Below are 14,569 nucleotides of genomic sequence, written 5' to 3' on the forward strand. Positions count from 1 at the left end.
TTTTGTTAGAAATCCGATTTTACATTCTAATGGTAATCCATCCGTTGCATTAATTGCTTCCACTAAGCGTTCTGTCAAATCCATTACCAATTCCCACCTTTCAGAAAAGCTTGCTTCCATGCCCTTATGTGATTAGCCTTCGCTTTTAAGTCCCAGCGCTTTCCTGTTCCTGGCGTCGTATAGTTTGTAAAATGGACTTCTTTGCCATTTTTTGTTGTAAATCCACCATAAAACTGAGCTTTTGCGTAAGACAATGGATAGTAAATACTCATATCTTGCGCATAAGAATCATCTCTTAAGTGTCCTTCTTTTTTTGGCACATATAAATTCATGTCTGCGTGCACTTGATTAATCAACGCAAATTCAGAGCGATTCATATTTTTCATCATTGCTATCTGTTGGACTTCTTTTGTATCTACATGGATTTTCACACCCATTTATAGCACCTCCAGTTCATAGGAATACAGCTCATTGGAAAATGGATCACTATTATCAACAATTGTTTTAATCACATATTCACTATCCTCAAAAGTGATTAGAGATCCCATAGAATCCTTTGTAAAAACACAATCAGGTGTAGATATGCCAGCAAAAAAATAAATCACTGCATTTGCAATGATTTGGCGATCGTTATTATTACCAGAATAAATGGTTTGTGGTTGTACAATGACATTTTGTATTGTTATAGACGCTTCAAAGGTTGGCCGGTTCCATTCGTCAGTGTCTGGCTTAATTTTTTTAAGCGTGACTGTCTGATTGCAAAACGCACGTGACACCCTAGGGATCATTTGCTGCCAACTCCTCTATATAGCAAACCTGTACGAGATAGCAAGCGATAAGCTTCTACGCAAACCATTGTACTACCAACCGTACTAGACACAGAGTTCGGCAATTCCAAATGTGTCCCCCCAATACTAATAGATGTAGGTGCTTGTGATATTGCTTCTTGGATAGATACACCAGCCAAATGTAAATAGTCACATTGCACAGCCATTGCTTCTTTAAATTACTTTTTCCGATATAGAAAAGTATCTTCATTTAATTCATGGACTGTGTAAAAATCAGTAGTAATCATATCTAGGTAGCGCTCTGCATAAGCTTCTACTGCGCTAAAACTACTTTCATCCAGCTTTGAAAAGCCTAATTGTTTATATTCTTCATATGTTAGATACATCTTCTCACGACCTAACTATATATATTCTTATTTGTATAAGTCGCGCCCGAGTCATAACGGGCGATCTTAGGGTTTAGGTTTAGGTGCAGGTGTTGTAGCACTATAAATAGCTTTTTTAGCATTCTCAAATACGACAATATCATAGTAAGATAGCCCTTTAATAGTGGTTCGGTAGCCGTTTCTGTCTGTGTCATCTGTGATTACGTCAATTGTGTTGTATTTTGTGATTGGGGCAACAGCAGACAAAGGCAGCAAAAAGAAATTCACTGTGTCTGGAATTGATATTCCTTGAATACGATCTTTCGATACAGTTAAAATAGGGACCCCACCATCTAACTGTGCAACTCGTCGATCAATGCCATTGATTTGCATTTGATTTGTGGTAAATGTTTTGCTGACACCATCCGCATTTTTCAATGCCTTGTAATAGGCAGCAGAAGCAAACATGACAAATCCTCCTGGGACTTCATTATCTAGCATATATTCTTCCGCATCATCATAAGCGGATAAAGCATTCTTAGCATCAATAGTATCTGTTACTTTTTTCCCTGCATTTTCAAATATTTTTTGTGCCATATATTTATCTTTGTGTGGTATAGTAATTAATCTTTGATGTTCTTCGACTAAATTTTGTCCAGTATAAGCGCCATTTTCTGACATATCTAGTTTGTCTAGATCATAGCCAATCCAATCTTCTTGTTTTAATTCATAAGGTGTTTTATCAATACTAATATTTTTGCGCTCGTTGTCTTCATTGCGCTTGTAAGTAACAGCATCTGCAAAGCCACTCATTTTGTTTACACGCACTGTTTTAACGCCATCAAAATCAGCTGCGGATATAGATTTGGCTCCTCCTTGTAATGGTTGCCACAGTTGAGAGTCAGCAGCAAATTCTTCATCAATCGTTTGTAAATCTTTTTGATCTAATACAATCATTGTAATTCCTCCTAATTTCTGCCCGCCATACGTTGGGCAATTCTTTGTGTCATAGTTAATTCATTGCCATCACTTGTTCCACTGGGATTTCCTTCAAATAACACTTGTTTCGTAGGTTCAGGCTTTTCTTCCTGATCAAATAAGTAAGCATCTGTTTCTTTGATTTTTTCCAGCTGATCGTCTAATCCTTCAAGCCCATTTCCCGACAATTGAACTTTTTATAAGTCAACTAATGCCTTAATTGCTTTAGTATTTTTAGCTTTGTTTTCTTTTAAAGCCATTTCAATAGCTGATTCTTTACGATCTTGTTCACGTTGCTGGTTTAATTCTTCTATCTGATTTTTGTAAGAAGAGATTTTGTCTTGAAGTCCTTGACTATCCTTGCTAGATTTCTTAAGATCGTCTACGAGAGTATTAGCAGCAGTTAAATCATTTTGCAACTCTGTTTTTTGTTGTTTTAACTTCTCATAGCGTTCATCTAACTTTTCTTCACTAGCCAGAAAAAACTTATTTTCAGCCATTCCATCAATAACTGCAATTGCTTGTTCATCTGATATTCCTTGTTCTAACAAAAATGCTTTAAAATCCATGGTTGATTCCTCCTCTATACGCTTTTTACGTGGTTGCCTCACATAGACAAACAGTTTTACGCCATGTTCAGGGCAAAATAAAAAGCACTAGTAATTTTGCTAATGCTTTTTCAGCTTGATTGTATTTTTTCTCGATTGTAATCGCGATTCAAGAACTCATGACTACTAATCAATTCACGTAAAGTTTTTTGCTTAGCCAAAATAACAGCTTTACATTTGCTTTGCATAATTTCATCGTCTAACTCTTGAGCTGCTAGCAATCTTTTCTTCCTGTATCGTATATCTCGTTCAAGTTTCCTCTGTTGCTGTTGTATTTCACCATTTTTAATTGCTTCTTTTGGATCAATTTTCGACTCATTATTTGTATTTGCACCAGGTAAAGATGGGTAAAGAATATTCTTGCAATTAATCCCCTGTGTGCCGTCTGGTTCGCCGTATCCGTGATTATAAATGCTGTCATAATGATCATTGGCTCGCTCATCATTCATAGGTACGACATTGACTATTTGCCCTTGAATGTAAGCACAAGCTTTTCTAGCACAAGCATGGCTGCTCATTCTAGCTGTCACACAATCAAAGTCACTCATCCGTTTCAACCTTAAGTCGTTGTAAGTCCTGTGGCTCGTTGTATTAATCACCATGCGGGTGTATGCTTCCATGCTCCACTCGTGCCCTGCACGATCGATAAAAGCGGAATTAATTCCATTATCTACCCATTTATAGACGTTGTCTCTGATTGCTTTTTCATGCGTTTTAAGTCCGCTTAACACTTCTAAAGTGCTCTTTTTAACGATCTCTTGAAAGACTCTTGAAGCACGATTTTCACCATAATTTGTTGTGATGAGTGTTTGATTGACATTATTATTCAAGTCTAAGAACGTTTGATTGACTAAGGAATCCAGCATGTTTTCAATTTCTTTTGTCACAGGTACTTCTTTGTGCATTATTTTTTCTAGTTGTTGGTCGACTTGATTAACAATTGTATAGCCGTGACTCTGGATAAGTTGTTCAATTTCCTTTTGGCTCTTTTTGGTTTAATTTGCCAACAATTCAATGACTTGATTATTCAGCATGCCCATTTTTTTAAGCTGTTCTACCTGCCAAAGCAAGACATTTTCTTGATTAACTTCGGAATATCCAGAATTATTTAGCACTTGAATAATTCGCTTAAAAATAGAATCTTCCAGAGCTGAATAAATATTACTAATCTTATCTGCTTGATTTTGCATATCTTCTGGAGTCAGCATGATCAATCACCACTTGACAGTAGCGCATCTTCTCGTTGGTTTGATGGCGTTTTTTCTTCTTGCTGCTCTTCTTTTAGAGCGGTCAACCATTCTTCCGCTGATTCATCAGACAAACCGAAATTGCGCTTCAGGAATTCTTTTTTAGGCATCATACCCGCTAAGGATACTTTCAAATCTTCATCCAACTGTTTATTCTTATCAACAAAAAGGCCATCGTTAAAATGAACAGATACTTGGTAAGTACCATCAACCAGCTCAAACGATGGCTGTTTATCTGGAAATAGATCTTTATACCCTGCAAGCTCAAATATCGCATGTATTAATTCATCCAATGCTTTTTCGAGCATTGTTAGATAGCTGGAGCGTGTTTGATAAGTCATTGAATTATCCGAAACAACTTCCGTTGCCGTTTTAAGCCCATCATCTGCATAACTCATAGATCCCGTTGACATGCCAATTTGGACTTCAAACTCTTTTATCCAATGATCAATGGCGTCTTTATACTGTACGGTCCGGATAGCTGTCGTAACATCCTTTATCCCGATTGTCTGGGAGGAATCGCCATACATACCCATCAATACATTTTGGGCAGTGTCAAACAACATTGGACGTGCAGGATCATTTTCATTCACTCGGAGCCATTCAGCCGGGACTATCACTCTACGTTGTCCCATTTGTATTTCCCATGAAAATTGATCATGTGTCAGATTAATCTGATCAAGGATTTCTCGTGAATTATCAACAATTCCCATGCCTAATGGGCTTTCTAGTGATTTGTTGTTTGCCCCTGGCGTCCGAAAGTAAGTAAATAGTGGTCGCTGTAATCCAGTTAACTTGACAGTATCAGCTAAATCATCATAGATTTCAGCCAATGGAACTCTTTTCCCGACTGTTTCAGGGCTTTCTGACTTGTACAGCTCATTTTCTATAATATACGCATTATTTTCCCATTCATGAAATTCGAGTAGTGTATAATAATATTGCTTATTTCCTATAGTTATTGTTTTTTTCGTTGCAATGGCGCACTCAGAAATTTCATTTGTATTAGATTGTAGCGGATAAAACTGATCAGCTCTTATCCAAGATATTTTTATTTTGCCTTTTGCATCTATATAAGGTCGCATTGCAAAGCCACCAAGAGCAATTCCTTTTTCTAGGTTCAGTTCAAGTAAATTGAAAAAGTTGTTGTCTATCAACACAGATTGCAAAAACTCATTAGCTTTTGCCAATGTCTCTTTGTCTATCGATTGCTCTTCGGCAACATCTAAAACCACTTCACATTTTTCGTTAAAGATAATACTTGCTAAGCGTCGAGCAGCTGTTTTGGTTAAGTTTAAGGGGTTAAACGATCGCCTTTTATCCTGCCCATAGCTATTTTTATATTGGACATCTGGGTAAATATTTGCATAGTACTTCATGTTTTCGTTGATTCTTATATATTCTTGTGTATCGATCCCAATTTTAGGATGATCGGTTATTTTTGCTAGTTCTAGAGTTTCTTGCATATTTATATCGCCTGCCTTCGAAAGCCATTGCTTAATTGTTTGCCAAAGAGGCATATTTTTCACCTACCATCTACCATTTAAGCCCTAAGTCTCTCAAATTATCCATCACAAAATATTGAAATTGGTCGCATGTATGATCGTCTACTTTGATTACTTTCGGGTCATCTGATTGTATAGTTTTTTCGTCCCATTGATACGTTTTGTGTTCCTCAACAAATATTTTATTTGAGTCCAAATCTAAATAAAAAAAACGTCCTTGGCCGAGGAGACTTTGCATGTGATCAATCATCGTTGATTTTTTACTTTTATTTACCGGGTGCCACCATAGTGCGTAATCATTATAATATTGATTCCTCAGAGCTCCCTCTGCACTATCCATTGTAAAGCGATAACCGTATCTATCGTACTGTCCTTGTAGGCGTTCCACAAAATCATGTATATCTTTCGACAGTTCACTAGGTGGTTTTTTGTTTGTTTTACCATCCGGACTATAATAATACGTATCTAACAAGATCACATTTTTTTCCGAGTAATAGCATAACAACTACAGGTTGTCGCCGATACCTGGTGCCCGGTATCCATTGCAAAATAAATATTCACAATATAATCATCGTTTTGGATTGATGATATCGGATGGAAATGAGCCAGGTTATAAACATTTGTTCCTAATCCTATTACTTCACCCATATAAAGCCATTTATAATAATCTTCATCATTTGCTCTATAGTTTTCTATCAATTTTAATTGTTGTTCATCATTGATCCCTAATTCATCATCTAAATAGGTAGAATGATCAATAAAAAAACTACTATCTTCTTTTTTATTTTCTACCCATTCATTTACCCAATCATAAGGATTTCTTGGCGGATTGTAAGAATGAAATATTTTTACCTCATCATATTTTCCTTTACGTTTCTTCACCTTTTTAGGTTTTTGCCGGATAAATGTAGGATAAATTTGGTCTAAGTCCTAAGCACTCTTAAATTCTGCTACTTCTTCAAACCAAATAGCAATTACATTTCCCACAATGTTGGATTTTAATTTAAGCGGATCATCTGCTCCATAAAAGTAAAAGGTTGTACCAGTGATTTTATGCACAATTTTCATTGGATTTACTCTAAATTCAAATTCTTCTGCTACATCTAATACGTTAAGCGCCCAACTAATTTGCTGATAACAAGAATCCCTTAAATAAGCAGCATTTTTTCTCAAACAAATGATGCTTACCCGTTCTCTGTCTTGTATATAAGGTTTTAACATTGCTACAAGTTTTAAACTAATGGTCGATGATTTAAATGAGCCGCTACCACCTTTACAAATGATGTAAGGCTTGTCCGTTAGTCACATTTTATAAAAATGGGGATTAATCAATCCAGTCATTTTCATTTTCATTGGTCTCCCCCTATATCATCATCAAATGCTGAATTTATCTTATCCTCACCAACAGATAATTTTTGGGCCTCATTTTTAGCAATAGATGCTTCTGCAACTGTTTTATCAATTTGAGCACGTAAAAGAGGACTCGTATATTTAAAATATAAGTCTAATGCTTTAATTCTACTTTCCAAATCTGGAGTATAACTATAGGTCATATCTTTCACTAATTTATTATTTTTTAAATGATCTATTTGTTTACTACGTGCTTCCATAGTCTTACCTTGCAATATATCGATTAAAGCATTCAACGCGTCTTCGACACCAAATTGTCGCTTTTTCTCAATTGGTTTCATCTTACTATTTATATATTTAATAATCTTAGGTTTTTTAAGGTTTTCAAACCCTATAACTGCAGCTGTTTTTTTGCTATATCCTGCTTTGATGGCAGCTTGTGTAACATTACCACCATTCATAATATATTCATCTGCAAATGCTTGTTGTTTTGGTGTTAAGTCTTCCACAAACTGACCACCGCCTTTCTTTTAGAAATAAAAAAGCCTAGCATTTGCTAAGGCTTATATTGTTATACACAAAATAAAAATCACCCAATAAATAATATATTTGAATTTCTTTATTTGCATGCTATAATAAATAAAAAGGACGTGCTGGAAACACGCCCTTGTAGAACCGTTAAAAAGACGGTGGCTCGTTAAATGTTTAAAAATAACTATCTAACTCGCTAAAGTTATAAGATGGTTATTTTTTTGGTCTTTTTTCGTCAATAATCAGCAACACTAATGTTGCAAAAGCAATCATTAGTGATAATGCTTCATATACTGACAACTGTTAATCCTTTCTAGGGGTAACTTCTATAACCATAGGCATCACCCCTTTATTCAAGAGACTAGCCACCATCTTTTCACTTTTCTACATAAATATTATACAATAAGATTTGTAATCATACTACCTCAATTTTTGCTTAAAGTTTTTATCGTAATACATTTTCAAATCATCAACATTCTTTTTCCAGGCTAATTGTTTTTCTTCTCTTACCTTTAAGCCTAATTCATATAAATTTTGAAAGTCTATCAAAACATTATCACTATTAAAAATTATAGTATCGTCTTTTTCTTTAAACCCACTTGAAATGTATTTTTCATATTCTTTATGATCTGCTGAAAAAAGTCACGTGCATCCATTTTAAATAGTTCGATTACTTTAGCTTTGCTTTTTAGCAAAAGATAAGAAATTTCTTCATCCTCTTCATTCAAGACTTTCTTTAATTCAATTGCTTCGTTCACAAAATTAGCTGCATCTCTCCACGGAATATTTAATAGCCACCCATTTGTTTGAAGATCGACTAAATTGAATGCCAAGAACGCTTTAATAGTCTTAGAAAAAGTGGTTGCATTTACTTCAACCTCATCCGCAGTTTTTTTAGTTTCTTCATACATCCTATTCATTTCTATTTTCTTTTTATTCCAATCAAAAGAAAGATTTGTAATAGTCGACATGTTAATAGTCCAAATTAAGAATATGACTGTTGCTATCCCTGCTAATAATGGGATATTATAATCTTTTTGCCAAATCATAATTGCTATTAAACAAATCCATATAAGACTTAAACTAATTTTTTTAAATATTAATTTCAAAATCATCACCCCAAATACATACTATCATTTTCTATAAGGAAGTGATAGGAATAATCGTAGAGCTAATTTTAAGCAAATTTTCTGTTTATTAGTTAACTCTTCTTGCAATTTTTTCATATCAAGTCGCCTTTCTTTCTACTTTTGTACACTATCATAATAACTTATTCGGCGAATTTAACAGATATATTTTATATATAAAAAGACCGCCGAAGCGATCTAGATTAATAATTGCATAGTATTTCCTGTTTATATACTATCTGATATTACTAATTTACCATATTGACAAGGTGATTTGGCGACAATACTATGCCATCTATATTTCAAGCCCTAGTTCACTTGCTATTTCTTTGAAAAAGTTGGTTCTCAATCTTTGAGCAGTACGCTTGCTACAAAAAATTAATTGATTTTGCACTAACCCTTCTAAAGTATATTGCTGTCTCTTCTTCATATATAATTCTTTTATGATTATTTGAGTGTCTTTACAAGAATTATCTAATGTATCATCTATAACTTTTTTATTTCGTTCCAATTGTGCTAAGCGTTTGTCTTGTTCAATGGTAATCATCAATCTTTCAGTAGGCGCTGATACAGTGCCTTTACCTTGTATATCTCTATTAAGGTCACTTTCTTTATATGGATATCTTAATTCTTCTTCCCGTTTTTTTATATACTCATCTGTTTTGTAGTAATCTGCTAGAATATCTTTGATGTAATTAAATGTTGACGTTCTCAATTACGCACCCTCCTCATTCTACTCTCTCGTAAGTCGCCTCGAATATATCTGGTTTGCATGGATAAAACTCATCTTGCACCCCTTTTATGATATAGTCACCAACGCTAGCTGTCATGGTGCCTTCTAATGTTTTAATTTCAAGATATATAGTCTTTCCCACAAATTGAGAAACTAATTTAATTTCTTCAGGATATTTTCTCACCCAACTTTGGCTATCTTTTAAAGCCTGTCTTGTAAATTCCCATGCTTCTATTACTACTGGTTTCTTTCTATATTTCATTTTCTTCCTCTTCCTCTTCCTTTCTTTCATTCAAGCAGTCAACATAGTCTTTTGCTAAAGCTCTAGCAATAGCCTCTAAGCAAAATGTATCGAAATCCTTATCGGATAGCGTTCTCCTTATTGCTTTTGATAATTCTTCAGTAACTTCTTTAGCTATTTCTGTCCGACTTGCTACAATATCTAGGTTGTTTACCGTTTGTTTTACTAACTCATCTACATTAACCTTTATACTCTTCTCTTTCGGTTCAGCTACCCTAATCGTATGAACGCCACCATAACTACGATATCCAGTAATAATCACATCTTCTCCGCTTACCTCATAAGAATCAAATTCCCCCCACAGCTTGTTTTGCATAATTAATCTGCCTTTACTCATCTATTCATTCTCCTCGGTAAAGTTAATAAGCAAAATATTGTTTACTGGAATCATTGTTCCCCTTGGAAATTCACCAACTGTTATCCAATATTTTTCTTTCTTTACATAATTTTCTATCCACAAATTTGCTTCTTTGGTATCACATATAATACCAGTAACATATCCACCATTTTTTAAAGTAACAGTTATTTTCACTCCCATTTTTATATGTCCTTCTCTTTAAATTTTATAGGTATACCAATTTATTAAAATTGATAAAATCCTTGTGGAGAGAATTCGTTTTCTCCCCACAAGTTCATAACTAGGCTAAGATAGTGATTCTTCTCGATTCGATTTCTTTTGCTAGTTCTTCTTTGAGGTATTCTCGGATATTGACAATCGCTTCATTTCTCCAAGCACCTCCATCAGCTTCGAAAATTGCTCCTCTAGGTCCATTGGTCATTCTAAAAATAAATTGGCTTTCTGGTTGTTCTACTTCTAAAAATGTGCGGTAAGGTGCTAATGTAACAGGATTAGGAACTTTCACATCTGCTTTTGTGGCAACACCTTGGTTAATTGTTACTGCTTGGATAACTCCGTCATATCCTGTATTTTTAACGTCTTTTTCTGAGACATTTCCGACTACTTGTAACAAAATATGACGATCATTATTTGGCACAAATTTAGATTGCAATGCTATGTTAAATGTCTCCATGCCCATAAAGCTATTAAACTCAAAGCCAGGTATAATTGCTTGTGCTATAGCTAATATCTCGCGGCTACCGTCAGTGTTTATTAATCCTTTTAAAAATACTTGTGCTTCATTTTTTACATGTACAATTAATTTTTGATCATTGCGATCAAGGTTTGATCTAACATACTTGACAAAACCAGACAAAGTATTGATTTCCAATGGATCTTTGGCATTAAATATGTTTGGCAAGATTTCTATTGCTTTGCCATTACTGTCAAATGCGAGCAAACGTCCATCACCAACTTTTACTAGTCTTTCTTCTGGTTTAATTCCTTGTTCTGCTAAATATTGGATTGCTTCTTTTGTCATTGTCATTTTTTGTTATCCTCTCTTTTGTAAGTCTATAATTTGTTTTGATTGTTCAAATTCGTCTATGGGAGTTCCCGTATCTGTCTTGAGTTTTCCATCTTCTATGTCTATATAAGTTTGGCCAGGTGCTTCAGATTTTAATTCGCGCGCCTCAACTTTACCTGTGTTTAAGTCTCTACCAGTTAAAACAGTTGTTACTACGCCTTCCACTGGAACTAGTTTAAGGGTAATGTCGCTTTTAAGTGATACAACTTGTCTGTTTTCATCTGGCTTAAATTCTAGTTTGATTGTTAACCCTCTTTTAGCTTCTGCGTCTGTATTAGGATCATGGATATTATTAAATATTTTGCTTAGCTTCCCATCTAATTTTTCCTTGATAGCTCCTTCGGCTAATTTTGATAAATCTAGTTCAATCGCTTTTTCCTTGCTCATGATATTCCTCCTAATTGATTATTTTTTTATTTAAAATTGCTTGATAGATATTTCCGCTCTTGGACTAACTGAGTAAAACTTGTCGCATACTAGCCTAACTACTTGCCCATCATCGACCCAGATCACTCCTTTAAAGGCATCTAGTATTCCTTTTGCATAATTATCAATGTCTGGTTTGGTTATCGGTCTCAGCTCTTTGCGCTCAAATAAGTCTCTTTTTAGCTTTGAGAAGCTTTTAAGCGATTGTTTATATATTTGTATCTCGACGGATAAAGCACCCTCTAGCAAGCTCTCAGGCTTGTTTAATTCAGCCACCTCTTTGACAAGCTTTTTATAATCGACACTTTGCTGTGGGTCATAGGTTTGTACAAAGTTGCCACGTCGTGCAAATCTTGGCCTCCCTTGCGGCACTGGTTGACCAGGCACTATAAATTTGATTTCTGCTTGCATGTTATTCCTTCGCTAGTTTAAAAAGACAAATCGTCACTATCTAGGTTTATTGTTGATCCATTGCTAAAATTATTATGTTTAAATGATTGCTGTTGATTTTGGCTATTATTTTGTATTTTAAAGGGCTTATTCTCTGCTTGGGTATTATTACTCTCGTTGCTATTTAAAACGTCTCCAGCTAGGTTATTTATATCTTCTCGCATATTCCTACTTTCGAGTAGTTGGAAATTCTCACAAATAACTTCAGTTACATAAACGCGCTGTCCTTGTTGATTTTCATAGGAACGTGATTGAATTCTGCCTACAACACCCAACAAAGTCCCCTTACGAGCATAATTTGCTAATGTTTAGCTGGCTTATGCCAAATAACACAATTAACAAAATCAGCCTCTCGATCGCCGTTTTGATTTTTGAAATTCCGATTGACTGCTAAAGTAAACGTTGCTACTGCCGAATCACCAGATGTATAGCGTAAATCAGGATCCTTTGTTAATCTTCCAACTAGTACAACATTGTTTATCATTTGACCATCTCCATTTCTTCTTTAAAAGGCAATTGCTTCGCTGATTCGTTTATAGACATTGCTTCTAACATGCTCTTGGTAATAAATATCCGAGAGAGCTTATTTTCTTTAATCCATAAATCAAACGTGCTCCTGGATACGTCACAAGCTGCTCTTATCTCTTTAACTGTGTAGCCTAAGCGTTTTAAATATAAAAAATTGTCGCTTGTAAACTTTTCAAAATCTAATACTTCAAGTGGTGGAAGCTTTTGTTCTTGTCTAGTTTGATCTTCTGCTTGTCCAATCAGCTTTTATACTTTAGCTACCGTTTCAGAATTCTCTATCCAATCTCTATCTATTGTCAATCGGCAGACTTCTTTAATGCCTTTTAGTTGTATTGGTTTGTAATTTTCGCTCACTTGTTCAACCTGTAATGGTTCTGGATATACATATCCCCTTACCGTTTCTTTCTCTTTTTTTATCCAACCATACTCGTTATTTAATGCTCGCATGAGTTCTATTTTTGTCTCCTTACAGCCATAAACAATACCTGTGTCAAAGCCTTTCGCTATATACATTGTTATCCTCCTTGTCTTTATTTTCTAGCTAAAAAATCAGCAATTTGCTTATCTAATTCTGCTTTCTTATCTTCGGATAATTTCTTTTCTTCTGGCGGATTGTTTACCCAATCAGGCAATATTTCTTGCCGAATTGATTGCTGCCTATAGCCACTTTGCTGTGGTTTTTTATCTCGTTTCGCCCAATTTCGAATGGTAGCTAGGTAATTTTTATACGACCTACCTTGAGAGGCACAGTATTCTGATACACGCTCTATTCGATTTTCCCAGTCTGTTGGAAATTCTGTTTTTAGTTTTTTAAGCTCTTCGTCTGATAAAAGGACATTTTCGTATTCTCCATATTGGTGACGTGTGTATTTAGTTTGTTTTTTAGTTTTTGGTTGATCTTCAAGAGATTTATTCTCTATATCTATATCTTTATCTATATCTTTATCTTTATCTATATCTTCTTCTGTTGCGTGACTGTCCCGTGACTGTCCCGTGACTGTCCCGTGACTGTCCCGTGACGTCACTTAATTTCTTTTGTTTTTTGCGTTGTCTCTGTTTTCTTAGCTTGTTTTGGATTCTGACTTTATCCAATCCCTCAATGTTTTGATGTTTTTCCCAATTGCTGATAGCAATCAGTCCATCATTGTTTAAATCAATCATGTTAAATTCTGACAAAGTTTTTAAAGCGAGTCTTACAGTGTTTACCTGTTTATCAAATAAAGTAGCTAGCATCTCTTCTGTATAAGGCATATTTCGCTGTATATAAATCAATCCATCATCATTTGTTTTGCCAGCTAGCACTAACAATCTAATCCAAATAATTAATATTGCATCTGATTCTGGGATTGATTGGATAATCCTTATTTTTTCGTCGTCAAACATTGTTGTTTTAAGCTTTATCCAACTTATTTCTGACAAGCTTTACCCTCCTATTCTTAGTCGTTTTATAGTTTCTTCATTTAGCGTAATTCCTTGTACATGATATTTAGCTTTAAATTCAGGTAGACCAATTTGATGTTTCTCTGTGTGATGCTCTCTACATAGTGCTAAAAAGTCATATTCTGTGTGATCGATTTTTTGTCTACTGCGTCTACCGAGTGCCTTGCTAAAATGGTCAATATCTGCATTAGGTTTACCGCATAGGCAACAAGTCCTGGTGACAATACATTTGTAAAAGTAATACTCTTGGTTTGCTGGTAATATTTCATAGCCACTCTTAAACGGGATATGATTTTCAAATATAAAATCTAATACAATATCTATTAATAATGTGACATCCGATATTGTACTTGCTGAGCCATCTGCTAGACTGATCACCGAGCCTGTGAGAGCCTCATATTTTAGATAAAAGTAATCTTTAAGGCTCTCAATCGGCTCGCCTGTGTAAGCGTAAATATCGCCTATTAGTGCAAATAAAAACTTGCGTTGCTCAGCAGTAAACCTGCGTGGATCGATAAACTTGATCTCGATTTCTCGGTCGCCTTCGTAGCCAAAATATATTGTTTTTAGTCGATCTAGATTTATTTGTTCGTTGATTTCGGCTATAATTTCTTGTCCTTTTAGTGATTTGACTACTGCTGAGTAGGTATTAACTAGTTTGTTTAACATTGTTATTCCTCTGTTTGGCTAAAATCTCTCACTTGCATGTATTCTCTACAATAAGTGCAACTGGCTTGTTTACACATTTTTGGTTTTTCTATTCCTAAT

At 34.9% G+C, this 14,569-nt stretch carries 24 protein-coding genes and 2 pseudogenes; all 26 read right to left on the reverse strand.

The genetic code is table 11. From position 1 onward, the window contains the following. Positions 1–83 precede the first annotated feature (83 nt). Positions 84–437, reverse strand: a complete 354-nt coding sequence (locus tag MPTP_RS06400) for a minor capsid protein (RefSeq protein WP_013774275.1) — start codon at positions 435–437, stop codon at positions 84–86. Beyond that, the gene (locus tag MPTP_RS06405) at positions 438–788 is read right to left on the reverse strand and encodes a putative minor capsid protein (RefSeq protein ID WP_013774276.1); all 351 of its coding nucleotides are present in this window, start codon (positions 786–788) and stop codon (positions 438–440) included. Further along, a complete protein-coding gene (locus tag MPTP_RS10000; RefSeq protein ID WP_013774277.1) occupies positions 785–994 on the reverse strand; it encodes a hypothetical protein in 210 nt (69 codons plus the stop codon). The genes MPTP_RS06405 and MPTP_RS10000 overlap by 4 nt, the downstream gene beginning before the upstream one ends. A 12-nt stretch (positions 995–1,006) precedes the next feature. Next, positions 1,007–1,174: a hypothetical protein gene (locus tag MPTP_RS10005; protein WP_013774278.1), complete on the reverse strand. Its 168-nt coding sequence runs from the start codon at positions 1,172–1,174 to the stop codon at positions 1,007–1,009. A gap of 66 nt (positions 1,175–1,240) precedes the next feature. Then, positions 1,241–2,110 carry a hypothetical protein gene (locus tag MPTP_RS06415; protein WP_013774279.1) on the reverse strand — a complete coding sequence of 290 codons (870 nt, stop codon included), beginning with the start codon at positions 2,108–2,110 and terminating at the stop codon, positions 1,241–1,243. A gap of 11 nt (positions 2,111–2,121) precedes the next feature. Beyond that, positions 2,122–2,319 (reverse strand): hypothetical protein, encoded by a 198-nt coding sequence (locus MPTP_RS10435; protein ID WP_013774280.1) that lies wholly within the window; start codon positions 2,317–2,319, stop codon positions 2,122–2,124. 9 nt (positions 2,320–2,328) lie between these two features. Next, complete coding sequence (locus MPTP_RS10440; RefSeq protein ID WP_013774281.1) at positions 2,329–2,700, reverse strand: phage scaffolding protein; 372 nt, start codon at positions 2,698–2,700, stop codon at positions 2,329–2,331. Positions 2,701–2,810: 110 nt separating this feature from the next. Beyond that, positions 2,811–3,947: pseudogene (locus MPTP_RS06425) on the reverse strand (phage minor capsid protein). A 2-nt stretch (positions 3,948–3,949) separates the two neighbouring features. Further along, the gene (locus MPTP_RS06430) at positions 3,950–5,506 is read right to left on the reverse strand and encodes a phage portal protein (RefSeq protein ID WP_013774284.1); all 1,557 of its coding nucleotides are present in this window, start codon (positions 5,504–5,506) and stop codon (positions 3,950–3,952) included. A gap of 16 nt (positions 5,507–5,522) precedes the next feature. Continuing rightward, a pseudogene (locus MPTP_RS09150) lies at positions 5,523–6,775 on the reverse strand (PBSX family phage terminase large subunit). Between the two features lie 65 nt (positions 6,776–6,840). Further along, positions 6,841–7,350, reverse strand: a complete 510-nt coding sequence (locus MPTP_RS06445; RefSeq protein WP_013774288.1) for a terminase small subunit — start codon at positions 7,348–7,350, stop codon at positions 6,841–6,843. A gap of 235 nt (positions 7,351–7,585) precedes the next feature. Further along, positions 7,586–7,672: a putative holin-like toxin gene (locus MPTP_RS10380; RefSeq protein ID WP_221293899.1), complete on the reverse strand. Its 87-nt coding sequence runs from the start codon at positions 7,670–7,672 to the stop codon at positions 7,586–7,588. Between the two features lie 269 nt (positions 7,673–7,941). Next, positions 7,942–8,421 (reverse strand): hypothetical protein, encoded by a 480-nt coding sequence (locus tag MPTP_RS06450; RefSeq protein ID WP_145986062.1) that lies wholly within the window; start codon positions 8,419–8,421, stop codon positions 7,942–7,944. Positions 8,422–8,794: 373 nt separating this feature from the next. Further along, positions 8,795–9,214 (reverse strand): transcriptional regulator, encoded by a 420-nt coding sequence (locus MPTP_RS06455; RefSeq protein ID WP_013774291.1) that lies wholly within the window; start codon positions 9,212–9,214, stop codon positions 8,795–8,797. Positions 9,215–9,227: 13 nt separating this feature from the next. Beyond that, on the reverse strand, positions 9,228–9,494 hold the full coding sequence (locus MPTP_RS06460; RefSeq protein WP_013774292.1) for a hypothetical protein: 267 nt from the start codon (positions 9,492–9,494) through the stop codon (positions 9,228–9,230). Then, positions 9,484–9,870, reverse strand: a complete 387-nt coding sequence (locus MPTP_RS06465; protein WP_013774293.1) for a hypothetical protein — start codon at positions 9,868–9,870, stop codon at positions 9,484–9,486. Before MPTP_RS06465 ends, MPTP_RS06460 begins: the two co-directional genes overlap by 11 nt. Next, positions 9,871–10,071 (reverse strand): hypothetical protein, encoded by a 201-nt coding sequence (locus MPTP_RS06470; RefSeq protein ID WP_013774294.1) that lies wholly within the window; start codon positions 10,069–10,071, stop codon positions 9,871–9,873. Between the two features lie 100 nt (positions 10,072–10,171). Beyond that, positions 10,172–10,918 (reverse strand): hypothetical protein, encoded by a 747-nt coding sequence (locus MPTP_RS06475; RefSeq protein WP_013774295.1) that lies wholly within the window; start codon positions 10,916–10,918, stop codon positions 10,172–10,174. Between the two features lie 6 nt (positions 10,919–10,924). Further along, positions 10,925–11,344 carry a hypothetical protein gene (locus tag MPTP_RS06480; RefSeq protein WP_013774296.1) on the reverse strand — a complete coding sequence of 140 codons (420 nt, stop codon included), beginning with the start codon at positions 11,342–11,344 and terminating at the stop codon, positions 10,925–10,927. Between the two features lie 30 nt (positions 11,345–11,374). Continuing rightward, positions 11,375–11,794 (reverse strand): RusA family crossover junction endodeoxyribonuclease, encoded by a 420-nt coding sequence (locus MPTP_RS06485; RefSeq protein WP_013774297.1) that lies wholly within the window; start codon positions 11,792–11,794, stop codon positions 11,375–11,377. A gap of 17 nt (positions 11,795–11,811) precedes the next feature. After that, positions 11,812–12,108 carry a single-stranded DNA-binding protein gene (locus tag MPTP_RS10385; RefSeq protein WP_013774298.1) on the reverse strand — a complete coding sequence of 99 codons (297 nt, stop codon included), beginning with the start codon at positions 12,106–12,108 and terminating at the stop codon, positions 11,812–11,814. Between the two features lie 26 nt (positions 12,109–12,134). Further along, positions 12,135–12,317 carry a single-stranded DNA-binding protein gene (gene ssb, locus MPTP_RS10390; protein WP_013774299.1) on the reverse strand — a complete coding sequence of 61 codons (183 nt, stop codon included), beginning with the start codon at positions 12,315–12,317 and terminating at the stop codon, positions 12,135–12,137. A 290-nt stretch (positions 12,318–12,607) separates the two neighbouring features. Further along, complete coding sequence (locus tag MPTP_RS06495; RefSeq protein WP_013774300.1) at positions 12,608–12,874, reverse strand: hypothetical protein; 267 nt, start codon at positions 12,872–12,874, stop codon at positions 12,608–12,610. Between the two features lie 17 nt (positions 12,875–12,891). Then, positions 12,892–13,386 carry a hypothetical protein gene (locus MPTP_RS10395; RefSeq protein WP_050978178.1) on the reverse strand — a complete coding sequence of 165 codons (495 nt, stop codon included), beginning with the start codon at positions 13,384–13,386 and terminating at the stop codon, positions 12,892–12,894. Then, on the reverse strand, positions 13,310–13,744 hold the full coding sequence (locus MPTP_RS10400) for a phage replisome organizer N-terminal domain-containing protein (RefSeq protein ID WP_375782329.1): 435 nt from the start codon (positions 13,742–13,744) through the stop codon (positions 13,310–13,312). The genes MPTP_RS10395 and MPTP_RS10400 overlap by 77 nt, the downstream gene beginning before the upstream one ends. Positions 13,745–13,783: 39 nt before the next feature. Then, positions 13,784–14,470 carry a putative HNHc nuclease gene (locus MPTP_RS06505; protein WP_013774302.1) on the reverse strand — a complete coding sequence of 229 codons (687 nt, stop codon included), beginning with the start codon at positions 14,468–14,470 and terminating at the stop codon, positions 13,784–13,786. Positions 14,471–14,569: the final 99 nt, after the last annotated feature.

Origin of the sequence: Melissococcus plutonius ATCC 35311 (genome assembly GCF_000270185.1) — a bacterium.
Classification (GTDB): domain Bacteria; phylum Bacillota; class Bacilli; order Lactobacillales; family Enterococcaceae; genus Melissococcus; species Melissococcus plutonius.

Excerpts from the sequence above, each read along its gene's own strand:
- MPTP_RS06495 (WP_013774300.1), bottom strand. The coding sequence starts at position 12,874 with ATGTATATAGCGAAAGGCTTTGACACAGGTATTGTTTATGGCTGTAAG.
- MPTP_RS06465 (WP_013774293.1), bottom strand. The coding sequence starts at position 9,870 with ATGAGTAAAGGCAGATTAATTATGCAAAACAAGCTGTGGGGGGAATTT.
- MPTP_RS06400 (WP_013774275.1), bottom strand. The coding sequence starts at position 437 with ATGGGTGTGAAAATCCATGTAGATACAAAAGAAGTCCAACAGATAGCA.
- MPTP_RS06480 (WP_013774296.1), bottom strand. The coding sequence starts at position 11,344 with ATGAGCAAGGAAAAAGCGATTGAACTAGATTTATCAAAATTAGCCGAA.
- MPTP_RS10440 (WP_013774281.1), bottom strand. The coding sequence starts at position 2,700 with ATGGATTTTAAAGCATTTTTGTTAGAACAAGGAATATCAGATGAACAA.
- MPTP_RS06470 (WP_013774294.1), bottom strand. The coding sequence starts at position 10,071 with ATGGGAGTGAAAATAACTGTTACTTTAAAAAATGGTGGATATGTTACT.
- MPTP_RS06460 (WP_013774292.1), bottom strand. The coding sequence starts at position 9,494 with ATGAAATATAGAAAGAAACCAGTAGTAATAGAAGCATGGGAATTTACA.
- MPTP_RS06405 (WP_013774276.1), bottom strand. The coding sequence starts at position 788 with ATGATCCCTAGGGTGTCACGTGCGTTTTGCAATCAGACAGTCACGCTT.
- MPTP_RS06505 (WP_013774302.1), bottom strand. The coding sequence starts at position 14,470 with ATGTTAAACAAACTAGTTAATACCTACTCAGCAGTAGTCAAATCACTA.
- MPTP_RS10000 (WP_013774277.1), bottom strand. The coding sequence starts at position 994 with ATGGCTGTGCAATGTGACTATTTACATTTGGCTGGTGTATCTATCCAA.
- MPTP_RS06450 (WP_145986062.1), bottom strand. The coding sequence starts at position 8,421 with ATGATTTGGCAAAAAGATTATAATATCCCATTATTAGCAGGGATAGCA.
- MPTP_RS06475 (WP_013774295.1), bottom strand. The coding sequence starts at position 10,918 with ATGACAATGACAAAAGAAGCAATCCAATATTTAGCAGAACAAGGAATT.
- MPTP_RS10400 (WP_375782329.1), bottom strand. The coding sequence starts at position 13,744 with ATGTTTGACGACGAAAAAATAAGGATTATCCAATCAATCCCAGAATCA.
- MPTP_RS10005 (WP_013774278.1), bottom strand. The coding sequence starts at position 1,174 with ATGTATCTAACATATGAAGAATATAAACAATTAGGCTTTTCAAAGCTG.
- MPTP_RS06430 (WP_013774284.1), bottom strand. The coding sequence starts at position 5,506 with ATGCCTCTTTGGCAAACAATTAAGCAATGGCTTTCGAAGGCAGGCGAT.
- MPTP_RS06485 (WP_013774297.1), bottom strand. The coding sequence starts at position 11,794 with ATGCAAGCAGAAATCAAATTTATAGTGCCTGGTCAACCAGTGCCGCAA.
- MPTP_RS06415 (WP_013774279.1), bottom strand. The coding sequence starts at position 2,110 with ATGATTGTATTAGATCAAAAAGATTTACAAACGATTGATGAAGAATTT.
- ssb (WP_013774299.1), bottom strand. The coding sequence starts at position 12,317 with ATGATAAACAATGTTGTACTAGTTGGAAGATTAACAAAGGATCCTGAT.